25 protein-coding genes are annotated in these 26,256 nt (G+C 28.9%); 3 read left to right on the top strand and 22 right to left on the bottom strand.

Features of this window, described 5'->3' with window-relative positions; translation table 11 throughout:
- The 3 genes from FRY74_RS12675 to FRY74_RS12665 all read left to right on the top strand — a co-directional run.
- Nucleotides 1–374 (top strand): T9SS type A sorting domain-containing protein (locus tag FRY74_RS12675; protein WP_147102195.1); only part of this gene is annotated, 374 nt, incomplete at its 5' end.
- A 99-nt stretch (nucleotides 375–473) separates the two neighbouring features.
- Nucleotides 474–1,562, top strand: coding sequence for a GDP-mannose 4,6-dehydratase (gmd, locus tag FRY74_RS12670; protein WP_147102193.1), 1,089 nt, complete (start codon nucleotides 474–476; stop codon nucleotides 1,560–1,562).
- Complete coding sequence (locus FRY74_RS12665; protein WP_147102191.1) at nucleotides 1,555–2,484, top strand: GDP-L-fucose synthase family protein; 930 nt, start codon at nucleotides 1,555–1,557, stop codon at nucleotides 2,482–2,484. The genes gmd and FRY74_RS12665 overlap by 8 nt, the downstream gene beginning before the upstream one ends.
- Here the strand turns inward: FRY74_RS12665 and FRY74_RS12660 are convergent.
- From FRY74_RS12660 to FRY74_RS12555, 22 genes are all read right to left on the bottom strand, one after another.
- Nucleotides 2,481–3,242 (bottom strand): glycosyltransferase family 2 protein, encoded by a 762-nt coding sequence (locus tag FRY74_RS12660; protein WP_147102189.1) that lies wholly within the window; start codon nucleotides 3,240–3,242, stop codon nucleotides 2,481–2,483. The genes FRY74_RS12665 and FRY74_RS12660 overlap by 4 nt on opposite strands.
- Nucleotides 3,235–3,786 (bottom strand): putative colanic acid biosynthesis acetyltransferase, encoded by a 552-nt coding sequence (locus FRY74_RS12655; protein WP_147102187.1) that lies wholly within the window; start codon nucleotides 3,784–3,786, stop codon nucleotides 3,235–3,237. Before FRY74_RS12655 ends, FRY74_RS12660 begins: the two co-directional genes overlap by 8 nt.
- A gap of 3 nt (nucleotides 3,787–3,789) precedes the next feature.
- Nucleotides 3,790–4,926 (bottom strand): glycosyltransferase, encoded by a 1,137-nt coding sequence (locus FRY74_RS12650; RefSeq protein WP_147102186.1) that lies wholly within the window; start codon nucleotides 4,924–4,926, stop codon nucleotides 3,790–3,792.
- The gene (locus tag FRY74_RS12645) at nucleotides 4,923–5,894 is read right to left on the bottom strand and encodes a glycosyltransferase family 4 protein (protein ID WP_147102184.1); all 972 of its coding nucleotides are present in this window, start codon (nucleotides 5,892–5,894) and stop codon (nucleotides 4,923–4,925) included. Before FRY74_RS12645 ends, FRY74_RS12650 begins: the two co-directional genes overlap by 4 nt.
- Complete coding sequence (locus FRY74_RS12640; protein ID WP_147102182.1) at nucleotides 5,894–6,874, bottom strand: acyltransferase family protein; 981 nt, start codon at nucleotides 6,872–6,874, stop codon at nucleotides 5,894–5,896. Before FRY74_RS12640 ends, FRY74_RS12645 begins: the two co-directional genes overlap by 1 nt.
- Nucleotides 6,871–8,022, bottom strand: a complete 1,152-nt coding sequence (locus FRY74_RS12635) for a glycosyltransferase family 4 protein (RefSeq protein WP_147102180.1) — start codon at nucleotides 8,020–8,022, stop codon at nucleotides 6,871–6,873. The genes FRY74_RS12640 and FRY74_RS12635 overlap by 4 nt, the downstream gene beginning before the upstream one ends.
- A 2-nt stretch (nucleotides 8,023–8,024) precedes the next feature.
- Nucleotides 8,025–8,918 carry an FkbM family methyltransferase gene (locus tag FRY74_RS12630; RefSeq protein WP_170228032.1) on the bottom strand — a complete coding sequence of 298 codons (894 nt, stop codon included), beginning with the start codon at nucleotides 8,916–8,918 and terminating at the stop codon, nucleotides 8,025–8,027.
- 11 nt (nucleotides 8,919–8,929) lie between these two features.
- Nucleotides 8,930–10,294 carry an O-antigen polysaccharide polymerase Wzy gene (locus FRY74_RS12625; RefSeq protein WP_147102176.1) on the bottom strand — a complete coding sequence of 455 codons (1,365 nt, stop codon included), beginning with the start codon at nucleotides 10,292–10,294 and terminating at the stop codon, nucleotides 8,930–8,932.
- Nucleotides 10,291–11,286 (bottom strand): acyltransferase, encoded by a 996-nt coding sequence (locus FRY74_RS12620; protein WP_147102174.1) that lies wholly within the window; start codon nucleotides 11,284–11,286, stop codon nucleotides 10,291–10,293. The genes FRY74_RS12625 and FRY74_RS12620 overlap by 4 nt, the downstream gene beginning before the upstream one ends.
- Before the next feature lie 143 nt (nucleotides 11,287–11,429).
- On the bottom strand, nucleotides 11,430–12,548 hold the full coding sequence (gene wecB, locus FRY74_RS12615) for a non-hydrolyzing UDP-N-acetylglucosamine 2-epimerase (protein WP_147102171.1): 1,119 nt from the start codon (nucleotides 12,546–12,548) through the stop codon (nucleotides 11,430–11,432).
- 13 nt (nucleotides 12,549–12,561) lie between these two features.
- A complete protein-coding gene (locus FRY74_RS12610; RefSeq protein ID WP_147102169.1) occupies nucleotides 12,562–13,728 on the bottom strand; it encodes a glycosyltransferase in 1,167 nt (388 codons plus the stop codon).
- A complete protein-coding gene (locus FRY74_RS12605) occupies nucleotides 13,718–14,761 on the bottom strand; it encodes a CgeB family protein (RefSeq protein ID WP_147102167.1) in 1,044 nt (347 codons plus the stop codon). The genes FRY74_RS12610 and FRY74_RS12605 overlap by 11 nt, the downstream gene beginning before the upstream one ends.
- Nucleotides 14,762–14,820: 59 nt before the next feature.
- Nucleotides 14,821–15,726: a hypothetical protein gene (locus FRY74_RS12600; RefSeq protein WP_147102165.1), complete on the bottom strand. Its 906-nt coding sequence runs from the start codon at nucleotides 15,724–15,726 to the stop codon at nucleotides 14,821–14,823.
- A gap of 3 nt (nucleotides 15,727–15,729) precedes the next feature.
- Nucleotides 15,730–17,178, bottom strand: a complete 1,449-nt coding sequence (locus tag FRY74_RS12595) for an MBOAT family O-acyltransferase (RefSeq protein ID WP_147102163.1) — start codon at nucleotides 17,176–17,178, stop codon at nucleotides 15,730–15,732.
- A 2-nt stretch (nucleotides 17,179–17,180) separates the two neighbouring features.
- Complete coding sequence (locus tag FRY74_RS12590; RefSeq protein WP_147102160.1) at nucleotides 17,181–18,176, bottom strand: glycosyltransferase; 996 nt, start codon at nucleotides 18,174–18,176, stop codon at nucleotides 17,181–17,183.
- Between the two features lie 10 nt (nucleotides 18,177–18,186).
- Nucleotides 18,187–19,173, bottom strand: a complete 987-nt coding sequence (locus FRY74_RS12585) for a sulfotransferase family protein (protein WP_147102158.1) — start codon at nucleotides 19,171–19,173, stop codon at nucleotides 18,187–18,189.
- Complete coding sequence (locus FRY74_RS12580) at nucleotides 19,170–19,982, bottom strand: sulfotransferase domain-containing protein (RefSeq protein ID WP_147102156.1); 813 nt, start codon at nucleotides 19,980–19,982, stop codon at nucleotides 19,170–19,172. The genes FRY74_RS12585 and FRY74_RS12580 overlap by 4 nt, the downstream gene beginning before the upstream one ends.
- Nucleotides 19,983–20,684 (bottom strand): WbqC family protein, encoded by a 702-nt coding sequence (locus FRY74_RS12575; RefSeq protein WP_147102154.1) that lies wholly within the window; start codon nucleotides 20,682–20,684, stop codon nucleotides 19,983–19,985. It abuts the gene before it with no gap.
- 12 nt (nucleotides 20,685–20,696) lie between these two features.
- Nucleotides 20,697–21,353, bottom strand: coding sequence for a sulfotransferase (locus FRY74_RS12570; RefSeq protein WP_147102152.1), 657 nt, complete (start codon nucleotides 21,351–21,353; stop codon nucleotides 20,697–20,699).
- The gene (locus FRY74_RS12565) at nucleotides 21,350–22,783 is read right to left on the bottom strand and encodes a lipopolysaccharide biosynthesis protein (RefSeq protein ID WP_147102150.1); all 1,434 of its coding nucleotides are present in this window, start codon (nucleotides 22,781–22,783) and stop codon (nucleotides 21,350–21,352) included. Before FRY74_RS12565 ends, FRY74_RS12570 begins: the two co-directional genes overlap by 4 nt.
- A gap of 4 nt (nucleotides 22,784–22,787) precedes the next feature.
- Nucleotides 22,788–23,894 carry a DegT/DnrJ/EryC1/StrS family aminotransferase gene (locus FRY74_RS12560; protein ID WP_223265887.1) on the bottom strand — a complete coding sequence of 369 codons (1,107 nt, stop codon included), beginning with the start codon at nucleotides 23,892–23,894 and terminating at the stop codon, nucleotides 22,788–22,790.
- Nucleotides 23,895–23,904: 10 nt separating this feature from the next.
- On the bottom strand, nucleotides 23,905–26,238 hold the full coding sequence (locus FRY74_RS12555) for a polysaccharide biosynthesis tyrosine autokinase (protein WP_147102148.1): 2,334 nt from the start codon (nucleotides 26,236–26,238) through the stop codon (nucleotides 23,905–23,907).
- Nucleotides 26,239–26,256: the final 18 nt, after the last annotated feature.

Raw genomic sequence — 26,256 nt, 5'->3', positions numbered from 1 at the left:
TTACGATAAGTGGAACACCAACAGCAAGTGGAACGTTTACTTATAGTATACCATTAACAGGAGGCTGTGGAGCAGCAATAAATGCTACAGGTACAATTACGGTTGATTTATGTACAGGTATAGAAGAAGTTGTTCTTTATGATATTAGAATTTACCCTAACCCAGCTTCTGAAACTTTAATTATTGAAACAGCTAATTTAGAAGTTGATCAAGTTAGATTAATTAATATCTTAGGTGAGACTCTAGTTTCAGATAGAGTAAATAATTCAATCATTAAGATGAATGTGAGTGAATTCTCAATGGGAGTTTATTTTGTTCAATTAGTTGATACTAAAGGGCAAGTAATACGAACTGAAAAGGTAAGTATTAGATAAGTTCTTTTAATTTATATTTAAAAGGCGGTGATTTTATCACCGCCTTTTTTTGTGTTAAAAAATATATTTATTGCTTATACTTGCATATAAAATAAATAAATGAATAAAGTAGCATTAATAACAGGGGTAACCGGACAAGATGGAGCTTATTTAGCAGAATTGTTATTGGAGAAAGGTTATGAAGTACATGGTATTAAAAGAAGAAGTTCTTTGTTTAATACAGATAGAATTGATCATCTTTATCAAGATCAGCATGAAGATAATGTAAGGTTTAAATTACATTATGGGGATATGACTGATTCTACAAATTTGATAAGAATTGTTCAAGAAGTTCAGCCTGATGAAATTTATAACTTGGCAGCGATGTCACATGTCCAAGTATCTTTCGAAGTTCCTGAATATACAGCAAATGCTGATGCGACTGGTGCTTTACGTTTATTAGAAGCTATTCGTATTTTAGGCTTAGAAAAGAAAACTAGATTTTACCAAGCATCAACTTCAGAATTATATGGTAAAGTAATGGAAGTACCTCAATCTGAGACTACACCATTTTATCCACGTAGCCCTTATGCTGTTGCTAAATTATATGCTTTTTGGATTGTAAAAAATTATCGTGAAGCTTATGGAATGTATGCTTGTAACGGTATTTTATTTAATCATGAAAGTCCATTAAGAGGAGAAACTTTTGTGACTCGTAAAATTACAAGAGGAGTTGCTAAAATTAAGCTAGGTTTACAAGAGAAAATTTATTTAGGAAATATATCTGCAAAAAGAGATTGGGGACACGCAAAAGACTATGTAGAAGGGATGTGGTTGATGTTACAACAAGAAGTAGCAGATGATTATGTTTTGGCTACTGGAACAACAACAACTGTTCGTGATTTTGTCACGATGTCTTTTAAAGAAGTAGATATTGAAATAGAATGGACTGGAGAAGGTGTAAATGAAAAAGGTTTTGATAAAGCAACTGGAAATGTATTGGTTGAAATTGACCCTAAATATTTTAGGCCAACTGAAGTAGACTTGTTGATTGGTGATCCTAGTAAAGCACAAAAAGAATTAGGATGGAAGCATAAGCACGATTTAGCTAGCTTATGTAAAGACATGGTTCAAGCAGATATGAAGCTTTTTAAAAGAGATGAATATTTAAAGCTAGGTGGTCACGATATTTTAAATCAGAATGAATAAAACAGATAAGATTTATATTGCAGGCCATCGAGGAATGGTAGGTTCTGCTATTGAGCGTAAATTACGTAAAGACGGATTTAATAATATTATTACGCGTACATCAAAGGAATTAGATTTACGCAATCAACAGCAGGTAAATGATTTTTTTGCTACTGAACAGCCTGATTATGTATTTATGAGTGCTGCGAAAGTAGGAGGTATCTTAGCAAACAATATTTATCGGGCAGAATTTATTTATGATAATTTAATGATTGAACTTAATGTAGTTCATGCTTGTCATAATACGAAAGTAAAAAAGATGTTGTTTTTAGGTTCATCTTGTATTTACCCTAAAATGGCTCGACAACCACTTAAAGAAGAATATTTATTGACTGGTGAATTAGAACCAACTAATGAGCCTTATGCTATAGCTAAAATAGCAGGAATTAAGTTATGTGAATCTTATAGAAGACAATATGGAGATAATTTTATTTCGGTAATGCCAACTAATCTGTATGGCCCAAACGATAATTATGATCCAGAAAATTCACATTTGTTTGCCTCATTTATTAGAAAATTCTCTTTAGCAAAAAGAAACAATTTACAAGAGATAGAAATTTGGGGAGATGGAACACCTATGCGTGAGTTTTTACATGTTGATGACATGGCAGATGCTTGTATTTTCTTGATGGAGAATTACGATGGAGAAGAAATCTTTAACATTGGTACAGGAACAGATGTTACCGTTTTAGAATTAGCTGAAACTATGAAAGAAGTTAGTGGTTTTCAAGGTACATTTAAATTTGATGCTTCTAAACCAAACGGTACACCTCGTAAATTAATGGATGTGTCAAAATTAGAAGCTCTGGGCTGGAAAGCCAAAATATCTTTAAAAGAAGGGGTTAAAATGGTGTTTGATGATGTTAAAGAAATGGAGTTTTAACTTTTCTTTACAAATTGTAATACCTTAGATAAAGGTTTAAAAATTAGAGTGTAAGGCTTTGGCTTTAATCCGTTTAACTCCCATGCACGTTTATCTTCTCGATTTGCTTTTAGTCGGTTTATCAAACTTACGTTGCTTACTCCTCCAACTCGCATTCTTACAGTTACTCTTGGTAAATAACTAATACTACATTCGTGTTTATGTATAAACCGGAGCATTATCTCGTAATCAGCAGCTGATTTTAATTCTAAATTAAATTTCCCATAATTATCATAAACTCTTTTTCGTACAAAAAAAGTAGGGTGGGGAGGCATCCAACCTTTAAAAAACATACCGCTATCATATTGACCAGAAACCCAATTTCGTGTTACTTTACTCGTGTCAATAGCATCCACATAATACAAATCGGAATATAATGTATCGCTTTTTTCATCTTCCATTTTGGCAACAATATCAGCAATCACATTGTTATCAACATAAAAATCATCAGAGTTGAGGTTGGCAATAATATCGCCAGTAGCTAGTCCAATACCTTTGTTAATAGCATCATACAAACCGTTGTCTTTCTCTGAAACAATTGTGGCAATTTTGTCTTGGTATTTGTTAATAATTTCTAATGTATTATCAGTAGAAAGTCCATCAACAATAATATATTCGATATTATCGTACGTCTGATTAATAACAGATTGTATGGTATCTTCAATAGTTTTAGCACTATTATAACAAACAGTAATTATGGTAACTTTGGGGTTACTCATTTATTATCCTGTTTTTAATTTTAATAGCTGGATTCCCAGAATAAATTCCGTTAGGTTCTAAATTTTTTGTAGCTATTGAACCAACAGTTAAAATGGAGTTTTCTTCAAGTGTTATACCAGGGCATACTGTAGCTTTTGCACCAATCCATGAACCATCCTTTAGTTTGATAGGACCAACCATTAAATCAAAAGTTGACTTTTTATAGTTATGATTGCCACATAAAAGAAATGAACCTTGTGATAAACAACAATTTTTTCCAATCGATACCATATCTAGATTATCAATCCATACTTCTTCACCAATCCAGCTATAATTTCCTATTATAAGTTTCCATGGATATTTAATATTTACTTTAGGTTTTATAACTACTCCTTTACCAATTTGGGCACCAAATAGTTTTAAAATAAATATTTTAAAGGCAGAAAAAGGAATTAGATAAGAATTCAAAAATATTGCATTAAAACAATACCAAGTTAGTAAAGTCAATTTACTTTTTCCTGGACTGTACCAATCGTTATTGTATGTATTTAGTTTTTGATTCATCAATTAGTTTAGATCAAATAAAGATAAGTACTTTTTTAGGGTTTCCTTATTATTGATAACATTAGAAGCAAAACAAAAACTATTTTTCCTCATTTTGTTTAACTCAATTTCATTCATCTTAGCCAAACTATCTATTGCTTCAGAAAACTTATTTACGCATGCTAAATCAATATCAAACCCTATATTTTGTTCTTCTAAATTTTGCCAAGGCGTTTTGTTTGAAATGACAGGTATGCAAGAATTAGTCATTCCCTCAATTATACTATGTCCAAAATTTTCGCCAGTTGAAGGTAAATAAATAACATGGTAATTAATTAGTGTTTCGTCTAACATATCATGGTTTAGAACGCCTTTGTAATCAATAACGATATTTGATGGTAATTGGTTGATAGCATTTTTACATTGCTTAAAATATGCTTCATTGTAGATTGGACCAAAAATATCTAATTTAATTTTTTGGGTGCAGTTAGAAAGAACCTGAATTGCATATAAGGTGTTTTTTTCGGGTGCAATTCTCCCAATAAATACAATATTTAATTCATTTTCTTTTTTTGTTTTATAAAGGAATTTAATTTCTTTATTTTCTGATAAATTCTCAGCAATTTTTATTTTCGTTCTATCTCCAAAAGTATTTAGTATGTCTTTTTTTTCATCTATTGTTGTAGCGTGAAAAAGAGTTTTATTAAATAAACCAGTTAATTTAACTAGTCTTATAAACACTTTTTTCTTTTTAGATTTAACTGCTAAAGAACCAGAAGAAAGCATTCCTCTTATTGCCAGAATAGTTTTAATATTTAGCTTTTTAGCTATTATAATAGGGATAAGGGTGAATTTAGGGGAATATAAACTATTACAATAGATTATATTTGGGTTTATTTCTTGAATTAATTTTAGAATGTTTTTTTTATTTTGATTTTCTTTAGAAAGGTAAAAGACTTGAGCATCATCAACACTATTCCATTCATTAGATTTTATATTAGCGTAGGGAGTAGTTTCTAAATAATCAGTATCTCGGGTGACGATGTGAAAATCACATTCAGTATTTAGTTGGGAAACCAAATTACTGATAGAGCGTATCGGTCCTCCAGCTTTAAATCCGGGTTTGAACCAGTCAATGAATATGAGAATTTTAGGCTTCATTTAATACTGTTATATAACTCTTGGTATTGATTAGCTATTTTTTGAGGTTCAAAACGTTTTACATTTTCTAATCCTTTTAAAATTAGTTCTTTTCTTAGGTTAGTATTATTGATTAATTCTAAAATACCCTCTTTTATGCTACTAGCATCAAAAGGATCCACAAAATAAGCTCCATCTCCAGCCACTTCTGGCATGGAAGCTACGTTAGATGTAATGACCACTCTACCCATTGCTTGAGCTTCAATAATGGGTAAGCCAAAACCTTCATAAATGGAGGCAAAAGATAGGAGGTCACAAGCTTGAAATTCCTGTATTATTTCATCATTACTTACATTTGTTTTAAATGTAAAATCAATGTCATTTTCTTTTAACTGTTGAAGTATGATGTTGTTTGATTTTCCTATAATAACTAACTTGCAATTTATTCCATTTAACGCTTCAATTAATTGAGGTAAATTTTTGTTCGCTTTTATACCTAAATGTAGAATAACCGGACATTCGGAATGAAATGTTTTTGGAGAATATTTTATTGAAAGGGTTAAAGGGTCTGGAATTACAACAATCGGAGTTTTGTAATTATTGATTTGAAGCAATTCTGACTTTGTAAATTCAGAAATAGTAGTAATTATTGAAGATTTTTTGATAGGCCAATCGAACCATATTTTTTTTAAAATATATTTTTTTAAACCTGTAGTTCTTTTTAATATTTCAATATCATGTATCGTGAGAATTACAGTTTTTTTAGACAACCCTAATGCTAAATAATGGTCATTACCTGTGATGTGATTCAACTTCGCTTTTTTCTTTTTTATAAAAAAAGTGTTTTTAAGACGATTAATAATACCAATACTAAAAAAAGGTAATTCAATTTTATCAATATTAAGAAAAGGAGTAAGTGCATTAAAAACGTTTTCAATGCTGTTAAATTCAGGTCTTTTTTTACGATATATGAGTAATTTCTTAGACATTATTTAGTTCTAATGATATTTATATAATCTTTTTTAGACCCTAATAATAAAGCACTAGAGATTCTAAACTTTAAAAATAAGAGGTGAAAGGAAAAAGAGATAAGTATTGCCGAAATAAAAGTGAAAGTTTTATCAGTAGTAAGGTAGTAGTTAATTAATAATTTTATTGGGATATGCAAGTACATAATAGTCATAGATGCTTTTCCTATTGCAGTAAAAGGCGTTGAGATGTACTTGTACTTTTCGATTTTAGAAGAAATAAGTTTAATAAAAAGTATAATGATAACACTTGAAAAGAAAGTAACGAAAGGAATGCCATATTTCGCATATTTCATATCATAAGTATTGGTTGTAATAAAGAAAGAACTAATAAAAACAAGGGTACTTAGTGTAATTAATAACCATGATTTTATTTTTAATTGGCTATTTTTAAAAAGGAACCCTATATAAAAAAAAGGAATAGCAGCAAAGACAACATTGATGTTCCAAGGCAACCAAAAATCTATGTAAAAGGTAGAATTTATGTAACTGATAATTAAAAACAATATAAGAACGATTTGTAGTTTTAAGTTACTAAATTTTAAGGTTAAGACATTAAATAACTGTTGTGTTACAAAAAAGCAAGTTACAAACCAAAAAACACCAACTATAGTTGAAAGGGCTTGACCGCCAACAATAGGTATTGCAAAGTAATTGAACCAACTAGAAGCATGAAAGCTGTTAGAGGCAGAGGGATAATAGAAAGGGAAATAAAGAAGAAGTAAAAAGGAAATATAAGGGAGTAGTAAATGAATTGACTTGTCTTTGATATATTGAAGTTGATTAGTCCTTGTTTTAAATAGGTAACCACCTAAAAAGAAAAAGAGCGGCATATGAAATAGAAATATGATTTGCTTGGTAATACCGATATATGTATGACCTGCAACAACAGAGATAATCCCTATTCCCTTCATAATATCGATATATTCTTTTCTATTCATTTAAAGCAAATATATTCAATTGCTTTTTTATACCCTTTTATTGTTTCTTCAAGCGAATATTTTTTGATGTGATTTAATACATTTTTATTCATATCATTTTTAGAAGATAAAATCTCCACCATTTTATCAATTTTTTGACTTAAATCAGTGGCATCACCACTTCTAAATACAAAACCGGTTTTTTCTTCTTCAATTAAATCGGTATTACAACCTACTGTATCAGAAACAATTGCAGGAATACCTCCAGTCATTACTTCATTGATAACTAAGCCCCAAGTTTCGCTACGAGAAGATAAAACTAAAAAATCAATATGTTGATAGCCTTTCTCTACTATTTCAGATTGATTTAAAAAACCAAGGAAATTGATGTTTACATTTAATTTTTTTGCAGCGTTTTCTATTTCAACTTTTAAAGGACCATCACCAATCAATTGTAGCGTAAGTTGTTTTTGGTACTTACTATTTGCAATGGCGGATACGATAAGCAAAGGACGTTTAATATCAATAAATTTACCTGCAAAACCAATATTAATATGCTCCTGATTCCATTCTCTCTTTTTAATTTCGTTAAATTTTTTTTCAAAAAAAGGGGTGTTGATGCAATGTAAACCAGGGTATAGTTGATTTTCTTTTACACCATAATGGAGATAGTATTTTTTATTTTCTTCTCCTACATATAAAAAAGCAGTAATTTTTCTTACAATACTTCTGATGTATATTTCTTTTATTATCCTTTTTAAAGGATGACTAGTCATTAATAAAGTAGAATCTCCCCTGCAAATTGTTTTGATGTTGTTTTTATAGCAGTAGTTAATAATTTGTTTTAATGCTTTAGGAAACCATCCATTAATAAACACAAGGTCAGGTTTTTCCATCTGCGTTAGATCTTTTAACTCTTCACCATCTAGTATAACCCCTTTGTAAGAAGAGCTAGAAGCAGTTTCTGCTTTGTTTTTTAAGTATTGATGTTGATACCCATCAGTAAGAGGAATATCCCATTCAAATTCTACACCAAAACCAGCATCAGCATGTCCTTTTTTAGTTTGTTCTAAGAGATAAATTACTTTTAAATCATAATTTTTACTCAATTCTCGATAAATAGGAACTTGATACTGTATTGGATGAGTAGCAAAAATGAGAATTTTCATAATTATATGTTTTTTCCATAAATGATAAAAGGAGTAGCACTTTTTAATTGACTACTAATTTCTTCTAAGGCTGATTCCCTTAAATACAAAGTATTTTCTTCAGTATGAAATTTTTCCAAAACTGTTAAAGAACGTTCAAATGGATTATAGTCATATTTTTTAAAACCATTTTGAATCAGTAACTCATCAACCATTCCATCGTTTAATCCATATCGATCACTACAGCCATTTAATTCGATAATAATTGCTTTTACATTCTTGTTTTTCAAAACTTTATTTCCACCTTTCAGCACATTATATTCAAACCCTTCTACATCAATTTTAAGAAGTATATCATTAGTGATTTGTTGTGGGAAAATTTGATCAAGCGTATCTACTTTTACGGTTGTAGTATTATTTGCTTTATTTGGTACAACATGATTAACAGTATCTCCATCATTAGTAAAATAAAGTTCTTCTTCCTGTTTCGATAACCCAATATTTAAGCAGTTTACTTTATCCTTTAATTGATTCAGTTCAATATTTTTATTAAGATATTGATAGGTTTGAGGGATAGGTTCAATACTTATGGATTGACATTTGTTATGCCCACTTGCCAATAAGGTATAAACACCAACATTTGCACCAATGTCAATAAAAAAACTATCCCGTTTTAAAAAGTGCAATAAAAAAGACATGTCATTAAATTCAGGCAATCCGACATAAATACAGCCAGTAGCACCATGCATGCTTTTGTTGATGTTTAATTTTAAATCTCCAAACCAATTAATGGTTTGAACATGTGCTTTTGCGTTTAATTGCCATTTAAAAAAGCGAAAATAGCCACTCCATTTATTGCTTTTAGTTAATGGATGATTAGCAATATATTTTAATGGTATACTTAATTTTTTGATCATATGGTTATTTACTAGTTTTCTAATTTTACTACACTCTGACTCCATTTTAACGTTAATCTACTAAAAACAAGAAATACAACAATTATTTTTAATTGCCAATTAACAACTTGTGAGAAGTTAGAAATACCTCTAATAATCATTTCAAAAAAGATTGGAGCAAAGAAGAGGTAAAACCAATTTACATTTATTTGTTTATTAAAATATGAAGTTAATTTAGCAATGAGAAAGCCATAGATAAACATGAAAAGAATTGCACCACCTAGTCCAAAATTAGCGTATGCTTCACCAGGAATACCAAGCCCCATAGCTGTGGTGTCTAGTAGCGGCCTCCCAGTAAACCTTGTGAAAATTTCAGAATTAAATGTGTTTTTTTTGTTGGGGAAAAAGAATCTAGGTAAAAAGCTATCACCAATAGCTTCAAGAATTGTTTCTCCTCTAGCATAAGGTTCTTTTTTAGGTACATGCTTATATATTAAGGCATATACCCAGCCTTGGTTAGCTCTAGAGTTTAATTCTTCTAAATCGTCGTTCTCCTTAACCTCCTCATTCATTAATATGTTACTAAGCATTTTAGTACTTAATAATTCGACAAATAAGGAAACCTTATTATCGACTTTTTTATTACTTATAATATCTCTATAAACTGGTTTAATTGCTTGGAGAACTGATAGAGAAAATATAGCTAGTAATAGTATTAGAATTATTTTTTTTTTAGAGAAACTGTACCTATTTGAAATAAACATTAAAATGAAGAAACTCCATGTGATAAATTCATTAAAAACACTACTTCTTATAACTTTAAATAATAAAAAACCAAAAACCACATAAAATACAATGAAATATTTTTTTGAATATAGCGCCATTATACCAGCAATATACATAAAGGAATAACCTATATGATTAAGAAAATAAAGGCTGGAAGGAAGCAAATTTTTTGTAAATAGATTCAAAACACCAACACTTAATATTATTAAAAGATAATTTGTACCTGGTAATGAATTAATGCCTTTAAGTAGCTCCTCTTTATTTAAATTGATATCTTTTTGAAAAAATAATGACCCGATAAATAATGCAAGATACATTGAAACGGTATTAAACATATATGTTTGTTCATCAACACTCATTTTATAAGCCATGTCGTTCAATTGATAAGACATATAACTTGCAAAAATCCATTGATAACCACATAAGATTAGCATGAGTTCAATAACAGGTATTTTGTTATTAATCTTTTTTATAAATAGTAAAATTGAATAAATCCAACAGCTAATTCCAATAGCAGTGAACAAATAAAAATCAAAAATTAATAGACCAATAAAGATTGCAACTATTAAAGAAAATAATTTTTGGTGATTAATTTCTTTTTTTTGTATCATCCAATAATATATTTTTTAAACGGTAATTTGCTTATAAGCTCTATTATGAGATATGAAACGGTCATAGTTATAATTGCAATAAAAATCTTAGTTAAGAAAAAATCATTTAAATATTTATAAATAAAAAAATCTTGCTCAGTATAATATAATATAAATTTATGTATTAGATATATACCAAAACTATTCTTCGAAACTTTTGAGATTATTTTATTAAAAGCCTCTGATTTTAAATCAATATTTTTTATTAATAAAAAAGCAAATAATGATAGGCAAAAAATATTTATGGTTAAGTATCTAGTACTTAATAAGCCTACAGAAGTATAAGTGTTTAATAAATAAGTGGCTATTATTGGAATTAATAAGAGTAAAAATAATATCAATTTGTTGGATATTATATCTTGAGACCTTTTAATAGCGTAACCTAATACATAATATCCTAGATAACCAGAAAAATAAAATAAACTTAAAAGGCCTTCGTTCGAAGACATGTTTATTGAATTTATTAGATAGCTAATGTAAGGATAGCAAAGAGTTAATACCCATAATAATAGGTAAAAGAAAATAGGTTTTATTTCAACTTTAACTAGCCATGCAGATATAATGGGATTAAATAAAGTTAAACCTATGATTGTGTACATGTACCACATATGAGAAGCCGTTGATTGAAAAGGTATTAAAGCTATAGCATATAAAGTTTGTTTTAAATCTAATTGATTGTTATAAAATGAAAATAAGGCGTAAAAAATAGACCAAAAAATAAAAGGGATGACTAGCCTTTTTAACCGATTAATAATATTTTGAGTGTCATTTTTTATTGTTAGCGTTAAATATCCTGAAATTATTAAGAAAAAAGGGACACCTACTTTAGAAATTAAAAATAGAAACTTATCGAATATATTGTTGTTTATACCAATATGAGCAATAATAACTAAAAAACAAGCAATTACTCTAATGTTGTTAATCCAGTTTATTTCTTTTTTTATTGGAGACATATTGTTAATTTTTATTTTTGATTCATCGACTTAAAACTAGTAGTGATGAATAAATTCTGTTGGTAAAAGAGAATAACTAATAAAGTTTAATACAACATAAGATACTAAGCTGATGGATATATTTTGTTTCATATTTACTCGCATTAACCTTGTAGAATTTTAACAATTTTTTTAGCAGCATTCCCATCACCATAAGGATTAACAAAATCTTGAGAAAAGATCGGATTGAAGGTGTTAAATGAATTGATAATTTTATTTTTATTCATCCCTACCAATTTAGAAATACCTAAAGTAACAGCTTCAGGTCTTTCGGTAGTTTCTCTTAAAATTAATACAGGAACTTTAAAAGTAGGAGCTTCTTCTTGTATTCCTCCAGAATCACTAATTACTATTTTACAATTTTGTAATACCTTTAATAAATCTAAATATTCTAGAGGAGCAGTAATGATGATATTTTTAAGTTGTGATAGATTTGATGTTTCTACTCTTTGTTTTACATTAGGGTTGGGATGAACGGGCCAAATAAAGATAGTATCAGCATTTTTTTTACTTAACTCCTCTATTGCGTTAATCAATTCATCTAAATCATGATGGTTTTCTCTTCTGTGGCAGGTAATCAATACTAATTTATCATCTATATTAGCTAAGTTCTTTTTAAGATCTATGTTACTAAATTCAGTTTGAGCTAGCTTATTTGAATGGATAAAATAATGCAGGGTGTCAATTACCGTATTTCCAACTACATGAATTTTAGAAAGTGTTGTGTTTTCTGCGATTAAATTCTTTTTAGAAACATCAGTAGGAGCAAAATGAAAATCAGTAACAATAGAGGCTACTTTTCTATTAAACTCCTCAGGAAAGGGATGGTTCAAATTAAAACTCCTTAGTCCAGCTTCTATGTGAGCAAATTTTATTTGATTGTAAAAAGCAACCATTGCGGCAGCCATTACAGTTGTTGTATCTCCTTGAGCAATAATAATATCTGGAGAAAATTCATTTTTTATTTTAGCCAATAAATCATCTATAGCAACAATGGCTTTGGAGGTTAATTGGGTTAAATTCTGTCCAGCTTTAATAATTTCCAACTCATAGTCAGGAGTAATGTCAAATACTTTCCAATAGGTAGTTAATAAATCCTTATGCTGTCCGGTAGCTATAATTTTATAATTAGGATATCCAATTTTTTTTAATTGTTGGATAATTGGAAATACCTTAATTAATTCTGGTCGAGTTCCGATAATAAATAATAAGTTTTTGCTCATCGACTGTTTTTAATTATTGCTTTAAAAGTAATGTTATTTTTTGCTCAAATTGCTCTAAATAAGTAGAAATAGCTAATTCGTTATTAAATTCATCAATTAAAATTTGTTTGTTGATTGTGGAGTTATTTTTTGCGTAATTTAATAGGGTTTCACATATTTGATCTACTTGATTAAAATTACTCAATACACCTCTGTTCTTGCTTTTAAAAAGTGGGATTAAACCTTTAAGCTGATGAGCTATTACAGGTACTCCATTTGCCCATAATTCATAAAGTTTATTAGGCGCACAAAACTCATAATTTAAGCCATTACCTTTATATAAAATAACACCTAAATTAATAAAAGGATATATTTGATTTAATTCTTCATGTGGAACAGCATCAACAAAATAAAGATTAGCAAATTGTTTTTCTTTTTCAATCTTCTTTATCAATTCGTTTTTTCTGCCAATAAATAAAAAAACGATTTCTTTGTTTTCTTGTAATTTTTCTACAGCATTAATAAAATTAGAAAAATAGTGTTGTTCTCCACCAACATTTCCCAGATGAGTCACAATAAAACTGTTTGATGGGAATTGATTAAATAAAGGATGCTTTATGTGCTTCTCATTTGAAGAGATGCTTTCGCAAGAATTGGGTAGAACAAATGCATTTTCTTTTTTTAAAGAAGAATTCTTTAAAAAGTAGTTCAATCTGTTATTTTCTGAAAATACCATCAAATCAATCTCTTTTGCTTTTTTTAATACGGTAGTATATAAAAAATGGTTGATTTTATTCAGTTTAGTTAATTCTATTAATTCATATTGGTGGTAAATAATTAACTGCTTTTTGGTTTTAAAAAATGCTTGTAATTTTAAAATAAAAAATAAAACTTGGTAATCACTCGTGTAAATAATTTGTTGTTCATTGCTGTTTAGAATATGCCATATCTTTTTTACTATAAAGAGGTATTTGCTCAACTTAAATCCAGCAGACTGTTTTCTAAACTCTTGATAAGTTTCGTATTCGGCTATATTGTCGAATTTAAAATGAGCAATTTTATTATAATAACTATTAAAGCTTTTTACATGTGTTTCTGTTAAAGTCACATCTGCATTCATTTTATCAATAAAATGATGAACGATATAACGTAAAACAGGTATTACGGTTATTGGGTTAATAGAAATGATGTTAACTTTCATTTAACTGAGATTTACAGATATGAAGAATGGTTTTTAAGCGATGTTCATAGGTATGTTCTTTCATTGCTCTTTGGTGCCCTGCTTCAGCAATTTGTTTTCTTTCGCCTTCGTTTTTAGGATCTAAATAATAATCTAATTTTTTAATTAGATCAGAATAATTGCTATAGGTTACTATTTCTTTCCCAACAGTAAAGAGTTGGCTCACAGCGTCACTGTGTGTAATGATTTGAAATCCACCACAACCAGCAATTTCAAAAGCTCTTTTATTGATGCCATTAATAACTGCAGGATGTAAATTGTTAAGTACAATTTTAGCAGCACCAAAAGCTTTGGCTTTTTCTTTTTGAAAAACAACAGTTCCAGTTATTATTTTTTTTATTTCAGGAACAGTTAACCAAAATGCAGGTTTTGCACCCCACATTTTAAAGTTATATTTTGTTAGGTGTTTATAAAGTGCAATTCTACTCGGATATAAATTTCCGACATTCGTTATTTCACAACCGTAAAATTCTTGGTCATTTTTTGTTAGGGGTTCAATTTTATGGTAAGCAGGATTATAACATTGAGGTAGGAAATGAGTGTTGAGTAAGAACTCTTCTTTTAATTTTTTTACAATGTAATGGTCTACAAAAAAGAGATAATCGTAGCCAGCAACAAAAAACATAGATTTCTTGAAGTTACTAATTGCGTCTGGAAACCAAAGTGCAATAGGAGCGGGGTTGATTTTTTTTATTGCTGTAATTTCTTGGGTAGAAAAATAATCATGTAAAACGATGCTTAAATCAATTTTGTTGTGGTGATAATAGTTGTAAATAGAGTTTGCTTTGAGTTTTCTAAAAAAAGGAATTTTACCTAAAAACTGTTGGTAAAAAGTACGCGCCATACTTCGTCCTCTATAACCTATAAAGCCAAACTGCATAAATTTCACTTCTGGGTCTATACAAATAACAGTATGCCCCATATTTTCTAAAGCCTCTTTAATGTGCAAGCCAGAACCCTCGATGTTAAATTTACCTATTACAGCGATGTTCATTTTTTATAATAAATTTTGATTAACTAGTTTTCAAAAATATACATTAAAAATTGATATTTTTATTGCAATTCTTGTATTATGCTATCTAATTTTAGAGATAATTTTTTGGCACCACTTTCATTTAAATGGTCCGCATCTCTATAGTCAGAGGCTATAAAGTTTTTATCTGATAGCAAGTTGTGATAACTACAGTTTTTGTTCTTAAGAGCTAAATTTTCGGCTGTTTTTATTGTAAGATTAAGTTGATCTTCATTCAAATTAGAAACATATGTTTTATATGAAGGACTAGTGTAAAAAAGAATTTTTATATTTTTTTTATTTGCTAGATTAATAATGTCTTGAATTATTTTAATGTTTTTAAAGTATAATGTCAAATCTTTTTTAGTATGCCTATTTGCTGCAGTTTTTCCAGTTTCTTTAAGGTTGAGTTGTGGTTTTTTAACATTTCCAAAACCTTTTTTATTACAAGTAATACTTGAATTATTTTTAAGGTAATAGGAGTAAATCCTATTAATGTTACTTTTTAAATTAACACTTAAAACTTCTGAATGATTTGATATTTGATTTGATTTATAAAAATCATAATAAAGTATGTAATTTTTTATTCTCCAAGCTTCTTTACTTGTTTCAATACTAATAAATAAACTGAAATAATCAATTGGTATAATAATAGTTTTTAAGCTATCCCAAAATTGAAATTTATTGATGATTTTAAAATCAGTATCTAAACTTTGAGAAATATGGCTAGCATTAAAGCTGTTTGATTTAATGAAATCTGGATTAACACCATAATAGGTGTGTGAGCTGCCCAAGAAAAGGTTATTTATTTTATTAGAATTGATTGTCAAATACTCATTTTTATAATTATAATCATTCGGTATTTTTCTGATTAATGTTTCAAAGATGATGAAACAAACAATAATTGGAGTAACAAATAATATAGATTTAAAAATAAATTTTTTCATTATTTAAAATTGAAAATAGATAAACTCTTGTTCTTTACCGCCAAAATATAAAATAATGAATACCAAAAGATAGTAAAATGACCATTGTAATGACTTATGCCATTTTGAGCCAAATTTCTCTAATGCAAATTGTTCACTTTTACCAGCCCACTCTATAATTACAAAAATAATGATCAAACTTATTGTTGTAAGCATACCTTTAGTTTCTATAATATTAGGGTTTGTAAAAAATGATTTTGAAAATATTTTTGATATGTACAAAAATGCATGATTAACATTTTCTGAACGAAAGAATATCCATGCAAATACTGTTAATAGGAAGGTGAGGCTAATATTTATAAATTCCTTAAATGAAGGGAATCGTTTTTTCGTTGGAATAGCATCAAGATTATTTCTATTTTTATTTAATAGCAAAAGCGGTAAAAAGTAAATTGCATTTAAGGCACCCCAAATAATGAAAGTCCAATTTGCACCATGCCAAAAGCCACTAACTAAGAAAATTATAAATGTATTACGTACTTTCATCCAAGTACCGCCTTTACTCCCACCCAAAGGGATGTATAGATAATCTCTAAACCATGTTGATAAGGAAATGTGCCAACGCCTCCAGAATTCTGCAATATCTCTTGAGAAATAAGGAAAAGCAAAATTTTGCATTAAATTGAACCCAAATAATCGAGATGTACCAATTGCGATATCTGAGTAACCAGAAAAATCGCCATAGATTTGGAATGTGAAAAATATAGCACCTAATAATAAAGAGCTACCACCATAGGCTTCGGTATTGTTGAAAAAGAGGTTTGCATATTCTGCGCAATTATCTGCAATTACAATTTTTTTGAATAATCCCCAAAGTATTTGTCTTAAACCTATAATTGCTTTTGAGTAGTCAAAAGTACGTTTTTGATAAAATTGTGGTAGAAGATTTGATGCACGTTCAATAGGCCCAGCAACTAATTGAGGAAAAAAACTAACAAAAGCTGTAAAGGCAATTAAATCTTTAGTTGGGTCTAATTTTCTTTTATAGACATCTATGGTATAACTTAATGTCTGAAAAGTATAAAAACTAATTCCAACCGGTAAAATGATATTTAGTGTCCTAGCATTTATCTCTGAACCAAAAAATGAAAATGCTGTAATGAAATTTTCAAGAAAGAAATTATAATATTTAAAGAAGCCTAAAAAACCTAAGTTAATGAGTATGCTACTCCATAACAATAGTTTTCTCTTTGTCTTGTTTTCTTCTTTTTTGAGTTGGTGACCTACAGTATAATCAATAAGTGTACTAAAGAGAATGAGTGATAAAAAACGCCAATCCCACCAACCATAAAACAAGTAGCTTGCAAATACAATTAATAGATTTTGTAGTTTTAGGTTTTTAGAAAAAACGAACCAATAGAGTATAAAAACTATTGGTAAAAAGATAGCAAAATCTATTGAGTTAAATAGCATACTTACTTTTTATAATAAAAGTTGATTAACCCTTTACCAAAAATTCCGAGAGCGGCTGATAGGTTTAGGATTTTGTACTTAATGGGTATTGGGGTAGGGTTGTGCTTTATTGTTAACCACAATTGTTTAGCCAAAGTTAAATTATGATTTTGTAAACTCATACTAAAAGAGGTGAGTAGCCAATGCTGCAATTGAGCATCTATTTTTTGGAGTAGAGTAGGATCAGAAATACTATTTTCTATAGTGAAATCTGTTAATACTTCTCTGCAAGAATTTATGAAATTGATGTTTGTGAGGTAGTTTTTTGCTACTACGCCTGAGATTGAAGTATCATTTTTTCGGTACACACAGGTAACATCAGGAAGGTATTTTAATTTACCTTTTAGTGCTAGAAATAGGGCTAATTGATAATCACCCATTTTGTAATTGGGTTTAACTACATCAGCAATTTTCCCAGGAATAAAACTTTTTCTATACATAATAGAAACTGTTTGAGGAAAACTACCTTTTATGACTTCATCAAAACAATAGCCTTCTGGCATTGATTTGTTGTATTTTGTTTTTAAGGGTAGATTGGTGTTTTCATATTTTTCTTTACAGTTAGTATAAACTAGAGAGATGGTGTCATCAAGCTCCATTAAATCAACTTGTTTTTGCAATTTTAAGGGGTCAGTCCAATAATCATCTCCATCACATAAGGCAATGTATTTTCCTTTTGCTCTTGGATAATTAAATCTCGGGTTCATTCCTGATTTATATATAGATTTTTGATTTTCTTTTTGATATAAAGGGTTGAAAACTGAGGGGTGCTTTTTTGCATATTCTTTTATAATGGCTTGTGTACTGTCGGTTGAGGCATCATCGTGAATAACAATTTCGAAAGCAAAGTCAGTTTTTTGCATCAAAAAACTATCTAAAGCCTGTTTAATGTACTTTTCATGATTATAAGTAATACAGCAAATACTTACTAAAAGATTATTATTGTTCTGGAGTTTCACTTTTGTAGGATTATTTACTTGTTATCTCGAAAAACTTTCGTTGCCAAATTTCTCGTTTTTGTTTTTCTTTAGCATCAATTAATTGATATTCTTTCTTTTCAAAACGTTCTTCTTTATTTAAAGCATCACTTAATTTATTAAATTCAATTTCTGTTATTATTGGATACTCATTTTTGTAATCAAAATATTTCATCTCTTCTCTACATAAATACTCAATGTACTGTATTTGTTTTTTAGATAAGCTTTTTAGATACTTTTTATGATTAGTGGTGATAATTTTACGATTTAAATTTTTCCAATTATCAGTCTGTATAGCATTTTTAGAAGCTAATTTATTTTGATGAAAATTTATCATAGTAGGTTCATATTCTACTTCTAAAAATGAACAGATACTTTTTGTAACTTCAGCTTGATTAGTTATTAAATCTTCATATTTTACAAGCAATATTTGATTTGAATGTATTAATTCTTTGTAAAGAGACATTGTTTTTAATTGGTCTTCTTTCCAAACATTTGATCCTCTAACAATATCTCCTCTGTGGACTGGTGATTTACTCCATGATGAAGCAACATCTCTCGGATCTCTAATTAACCAGATAAATTTAGCGTTGTTAAATTTTTTTTTTATGAAATCATAAAATAAATAAGTTTTAACTTCTTTAACGAATACATAATTTTTATTAAAAGATTTTGCTTCTTTAGCATAAAGATAATTTATAACCCCTTCAAGGCTTCTATCATTTATGTCTAAAAGTTCATCAAAGGAAAAAGAAGAATTCCAAATACCAATTTTAAAATTAAAGAAATCATAAATATCAACAATAAATGTGTCCCAATTTTTATTGTTGGATAAGCTACCATATTTAGGCATGCTTAAAGCAAATGATCTAATTAAATGTACTGGTGAAGGGCCTATGTATAATGAATGTGTATCTATTAATTTTGTAATTAGATTACTGCCCGATCTTTCTGAACTTATTAAAAAATCTAATCTCATTCTGTTAGGTATTTCTCTAAAGGTGTATTCTTTAAATCAGAAATTATTTCTTTAACAATTATATTATTCAGTGTCTTTTTCCATTGATCATCATCTTTTTTTATTTTAAACACACTATAAGGATCATTGTTATTATTGTTTTTGCTTTGAAAAATAAATTGTTTAGTAGTTTCTGAAAGTTTTATATCACAAAAAGTAAAGATTTCATCAATTGTTATTTCGGTCTCTTTAATTAATTGGGAATATGATATTATTCTAAATTGTGAGGGGTAGTCTTTTTCTAATTTTTGAAATAAATTCGCGACTTCTTTCCATTTTTCAAATCCATTAAATTCCTCTGGTTGATTGTTATTTTTTTTTGAAGCGAAACGCCATTCTTCCATTTCATCCCAGCCTAATTCTTTCCTAAATTCTTTTGGAGCATTTAACCATGAATTAATTACTGCTAAAGGATTCCTTATTAAGCCTATAATTCTAATGTCTTTATCTTTGTTTAATAAATTCTCTAATATATAGTGATACCTTACTTCTTTGTAAACGGTGTATTCAGCTACATTTGATTTATGAAATTTAGCTACTCTTTTAATTTCTCTTGCTTCATCTTGATTTATAAAAGAATCTTTAGATAGATTTATTTCATTATAAAAAAGAGAAATATCTTGTAGGCTTGAATTAGGAGTCAGTCTATTTTTAAAAGCATAAGAAAATAATGGTTGATATTTGTATGACACCTTAGGATGACTATTAAAAATCTCACCCAACCATGTAGAACCAGAACGAGGAACACTATGAATAGCTATTCGTTTCATTTATATTAGAGTAAATTCTGTCAATAATTGTTGTACTTTTTCTTTACTATTAAACATCATTACATCAATAATAGATAAACTACCTATAAAGTCATTATTAAATTGTTGGTATGAATTAATTTCGTTTTTTATAAAAAACAAATCAATATTTTTTTTTTTAAAGTATGATTTGTGGTACAACTCCTTACCTCCAATTGGGTTGATATAAGTATTCGCTTTATTTTTTATTGTAATGTCTATTAGTCGATCAGCTTTTTCCATTCCCTTTGAAGAGGCATGAGCTAACGAACTTTTTTTTAATACGGTTGATATTTCGAGATGGTTGCAAACAGTTATAATGCTTTTTTCAGCCAATTCATCAATTGTTTTTAGGGGTTCTTCAAAAACACTTTTTATTAGTTGGAAAGTTTCATCATAAAAAGGTGCTTTTTTATAGTTTTGTTCTAGTGTAGTATAAAATTGTTTTAACCATTTTATGTCAGCTGCAAGTTCAACTTCATTGACTAACTTATTTTGTGAAGCATTAACTAAAGGAATAGAAAATAAATGTGCTTTATTGTTAATCAAGATTTGATTTCGATTAATCCAACCTCTTTTAATGAAGTTAACATCATCATAAAATACAAAGGTGTCTACAGCGTTAATTAATTGAAAATAACCAATATAGGGGAAAATATAAGGTTGCATAATGGCTAATTTCATTTGAAGGCGATTTTATTTACTTTTAGTTTTGTTTGCATGTGAATTGTAATTTTCCTTAACAGGAATGTTAAAAAAAACACCTATTTTATTCCACACTTGCTTGTCTTCTAGGCTTCCAAAAAATAATCGATCAGGATTATGAATTTCAAAAAACATTTTTATTTCATTTATTCTAGTAATATAAATATTTTTATAATGTTCTCTATGTTTTTCTTGAAGTGGTAATAAATTATCAATCTCACCCGAGTAATAGGCAAGTTTTTTTCCTAAGTTGTGGAAATCTAATTCTCTATTGTATAAAATGGAATGCAAGTGAGTGTTACCTAGCGTCTTTCCATTGGAGTGAGAAAGCATCGAATCAAACCATTTATCAGGGTTTCTTTCTAACAAAATAAATTTTGATTTTGGAAAACGATGAAACAACACTTTATAAAAATCATTACACCACCAAGGTCCATCTTCAAAAACTTGATGCTTTTTGAAATGGAAAGATTTGAAAATTTTCTCATAATCGCCTTTTAACCAACTTAAAGACCACTTGTTACTGTTGGAAATTCCCCATGTGGCAACTTTATATCCGTGGTCTTTAAAAAATTGTCCTGTAGATGTTGTCCCAGTCCGTTGATAGGAGATACAAAATATTTTATTTTTAAAAAAAGGCAACGTCATTGTTTATATTTCGAGTAAAGTTGAACAATTGTATTCAAAACAAACTTAATAAAATGAGTTTTGAATATGTAATTAATTAGCAAAAAAAGCACACTAAAAAAAGTAGAGTTAATTATTATTCTTAAAAATAGAATTTCCGAAAAATATGAATGAAAATGCAGTATAATATAAGCCGAAATAATAGTTGAAATGGCTTGTTTAATTAATTCTATAGTTAGTTTACTTTTGGGTAAAATAATAAGCTTGTTTAAAAAATATGAATTTAATAATAAATTGATAATGTAAACTATTGTTAAACTATATAGGTAACCGTTAATCCCCCAGATAAAGCCAATAATAAATCCAGATAATAAAACGGATTTTTTCATTAATTGAAGTTTCAGGACGACATCTGTTCTGCCTAAGCTTTGTATGGGGCTCATGATTATCGCATTTAAAGGGTAAGCATAAGTACTTAATAGTAATATTTTAAAATAAGGAACTGCTGGTAACCATTTATCGGTAAACAAAAACACAATAATTTCTTCGGCAGAGATAAACAATAAACCACTGATTAGAAATGCTGCTCCACCAACTACTTGAAGTGCTTTTACAACAATCGTTTTTATTTGATCCGGATCATTTTGTTTTTTACTTAATGCAGGAAACAAAACAGAAGAAATGCTACCAGAAGAATAATCAACCACTAATTGGTTGAGTGATTTTGAACGTGTAAAGAAACCTAAATCTGATGGAGTAAACATTTTTCCAATAATAAAAACATCTAATCTATCAAAGATGCGCTGTATAACTCCACTAATAAATAATTTGTATCCAAAGTTCCATAATGGCTTTAGTGCATCTAAACTCCAAATAAATGAAGGAATCCATTTTGTTCTAAGCCAAAGCAAGCTTAAGGTAACTACACCACTCAATAAACTCTGAATAATGATAGCCCACACACCATAACCTGTTAATGCCATTCCGACACCAACAATACCTGAAATTAGCGTTGCAAATACGTTAATTATGGATAGACTTTTAAAGTCCATGTTTCTTAGTAATTGGCTGCGGTTAACGATTCCTAAAGAATAGATGATAAAAAGTAAAGACATTACTTTAACAATAGGAATTAATTCCTCTCTATGATAAAAATCAGCAATTAGTTCGGCTCCCCAAAAAAATGTTAGGGTAATGATTAGAGCAATGGAAATGTTTAACCAAAAAACTGAGCTAAAGTGAATTTCTTCAACTTTTTCTCTTTGAACTAAAGCTGTACCAAAGCCCATATCAACAAAAATTTGAGCTATAGCAACAAAAGCCATCACCATTCCAACTAAACCAAAATCTTCAGGAGTAAGTAACCGTGCTAAAAAAATAGAAATAATAAAACCTATCCCTTGTTTAAAGAATTTACCAATAAAATCCCATAAGATTCCTTTTTTTAGCACAAAATTAAGAGTTTATAATAGCTGTAATATAATTAACTTCAGCTGTTGTTAATCCAGCATAAATGGGCAAACAAATAACTTGGCTAGCTATTTTTTTTGCGATAGGTAAGTTGGAAGAGTCAAAATTCTTATAGGTATTAAAATCAGTAATTAAGGGGTAGAAATAACGTCTACCAAAAATGTTGTTTTCTTTTAGTTTAAAGTAAAGTTCGTCCCTGCTCATTCCAAATTTTTCTTCATCAATGAAAATAGGAAAGTAGGAGTAATTAAGTTTGGTGTTTTTAATATCTGGCATACATTTAAGTCCTTCAATGTTAGCTAAATGTTCTTTGTAGTAAGTTGTAATGGTTTTGCATTTTTCAATATCGCTATCAATTGTTTTTAATTGCAATAAACCATAAGCAGCTATTAATTCATTTACTTTTCCATTAATACCAGGTGCAACAACGGTAATTTCATCAGTAATTCCAAAGTTTTTTAAATTGTCGATTTTTTCTTTGGTAGCATCATCATGGCAAATAATAGCTCCGCCTTCAACCGTATTAAAGGCCTTAGTAGCATGAAAGCTTAAAACGGATAAATCGCCATAGTTTAGAATAGAATTATTGTTTACTTCTACACCAAAAGCATGGGCAGCATCATAAATGACTTTTAACTTGTGTTTTTTAGCCACTTGTTCTATCGCTATTACATCACAAGGTGTTCCATATACATGTACTGGCATTATTGCAGTAGTATTTGGAGTTATTAGGTTTTCAATTTTTGCAGCATCTAAGTTCCCATAAATTGGATCTACATCACAAAAAACGGGAGTTAAATTATTCCACATTAATGAATTAGCAGTTGCAACAAAACTGTAAGGTGTTGTTATTACCTCTCCTTTAATTTCAAGAGCTTGTAGTGCTGTTAGTAGTGCAATAGTTGCATTGTTAAAAATAGAAACATATTTTACACCTAAATGCTTCGCTAACTCCAACTCAAATTGTTGATGGAAAGCACCTTTGTTAGTGATCCATTTACTTGCCCAAATTTCTTTTAAAGAAGCATGAAATTCATCCAAATTGGGTAAGGTAGGCTGTGTAACTAATATAGGATTTTTAGGTTTTTTCAAATCATTTTTTTTAATTTTCACTTTCGTCATGATATTCTCCATAACCATAACCATAACCATAACCATAACCATAACTACCATACCCAATTCTTTTTTGCAGAATATCGTTAATTACAATTCCACATTTTTGCTTGTGTCCCCCTAGTTCTTTGGTTACTTTTGAAAGATTGGGGAAAGTGGTGACTTTTTGTCTAATAATCAACAATACCACATCTGCTATATCAATTAAAATTCGAGCATCAGTAACCAAACCAATTGGGGAAGTATCAATCACAATGGTATCGTATTTATTTTTTAAATCATTTATTAAAATTGAAAAAGCCTCGGAAGCTAATAATTCAGAGGGGTTAGGGGGGATAGGACCAGAAGTAATGATGTCTAAAAAAGGATTATTCGTTTTTTGAATGGCGTCAATTAGTGGTGTGTTTCCAATTAATAAAGTACTTAATCCAATTGCATTACTTAATCCAAAATCATCATAAATACGTGGTTTACGTAAATCAGCTCCAATTAAAATTGTTTTTTTATCCAACAAAGCGTATGATGATGAAATGTTCATTGAGCAAAACGTTTTTCCTTCACCACTAACTGAAGAGGTAAGCATAATAACTTTACTTTGGTTTTGATTAACCATATATTGCAAATTTGTTCGTATAGATCTAAATGCTTCCGCAATTAACGATTTAGGGCTGTTAAATAACAATAAATTATCATTTTCTTTGTTGTGCCCAATGTAGCCTAAAATAGGAAGGTTTGTGATTCTTTCGATATCAGATTTATCAATAATTTTATTATTAATTAATTCGAGAATTACAATAACTATAATTCCCAAAATAAAAAATAGAATAATATATTTTTGGTAGATACTTGCGTTACTTGGACTTGTTTTAGAAACCCTATATAGGTTAGCATAATCAAGAATACTAGCTTTAGCAATGTTTGATGCTTTAGCAATTTCTGCTTCTTGTTTCTTTTCTAATAAATAAGTATACAATTTATCTTGTATAAGATAATTTCGATAAGCAATAGTATAATCTTTTTCCACTGAAGGAATATCTTTAATCTTAGTAATTAAAAAGTTTAGTTGTTGATTTACAATCGAATAATCATTCTCAGTTTTATTTTTTAATGAGATTAAATTTTCTATAAGTATAGATTTTGATATTTTAATTTCATTCAAAAGTTGAATCATTTGAGTACTATTATCATGTACTGAAAATTTTAAGGATTCTCGTTTGTTGTATTTATCAATTAGGGTTACCATCAGATCATAAAGCACATTGGACCTATTAATAAAGTAGGGTATTACAATACCTTTAGCATCATCATTGTTTTTGATATAATCGATGGTTTTTTTAGAAAAATCAATCGTAAATTGATATTCTAACTTTTCTTGTTCCAGTTTAGTAATTTGTTGGATAATATTTTCGCCGTTAATGTTTACTCTTTTGTCGTTTGCACTTTCTTTAAAGTTTTTAAGGTTTTGTTCTACTAGAGTCAATGAATTAGCAACAATCTTTAATTGCTCATCTACAAAATTTAGAGTGTTTATAGCAGTTTCATTACCCTCGTTAATGCCATAAGTAATAAAACTTTTCATTATTGCATTTACGACATCTATTTGTTGATGGTATGGAGAGCCATTAAGTGACACTACAAGTATAGAAGAAGCATTATCAATATCAACTGTTATATTAGTTGCTTCTTGGTAATATTTTGCAAGAGCTTCTGTATCGTTAAAAGAGAATTTGAATTTCTTTTCAATGATGTCATCATAAAAAGTTTTTTGTTCAATAAGTACATTATTATTAATTAATTTAATGGGGGTTCCAAATGTATGTTCAATACCTTCGTCAGTGTTAAAATCATCCATCGAAATGAGGAAGCGATCTTTACTAAGGTATTTAATCCAAAAAAGACGGTCGTATATTGATTTATCGGTAATACTATCTATACTACATTTAAATGGAGCACTTTTATAGATGTTAGTTTCCCTCACATTACCAATCTCAAAATAGTTGACTTTTAATTCAGGTAAAGATTTCACCATATCCGTCATCAATGGGAAGGATTTAATAATCCCAATTTCATTGGCTAATCGGTTACGTTCATTCACAATTTCCATCCCTGGTAAAAAAGCATCAGCACCAGCTCCTTTCCATTCATCCTTTAATAAAACCCTACCAGAAACCTCATAGGTTGAAATATTATATCGTGCTTTATAAAACCCTATAGAAATGCCAATTATAAGAGCTATAAGTAAAACGTACCAATACCTTAATCCTTTAAAGAAGTAAACTTTAATTTGCTCTATATTCAATCCAAAATTTTCGGTAGTACTCATACTTTAATTTGTAATCCG

It is taken from the genome of Vicingus serpentipes (assembly GCF_007993035.1).
Classification (GTDB): Bacteria; Bacteroidota; Bacteroidia; order Flavobacteriales_E; family Vicingaceae; genus Vicingus; species Vicingus serpentipes.
Note: the sequence above shows the minus strand (reverse complement) of the source record. Positions and strands in the feature narration are given on the sequence as shown.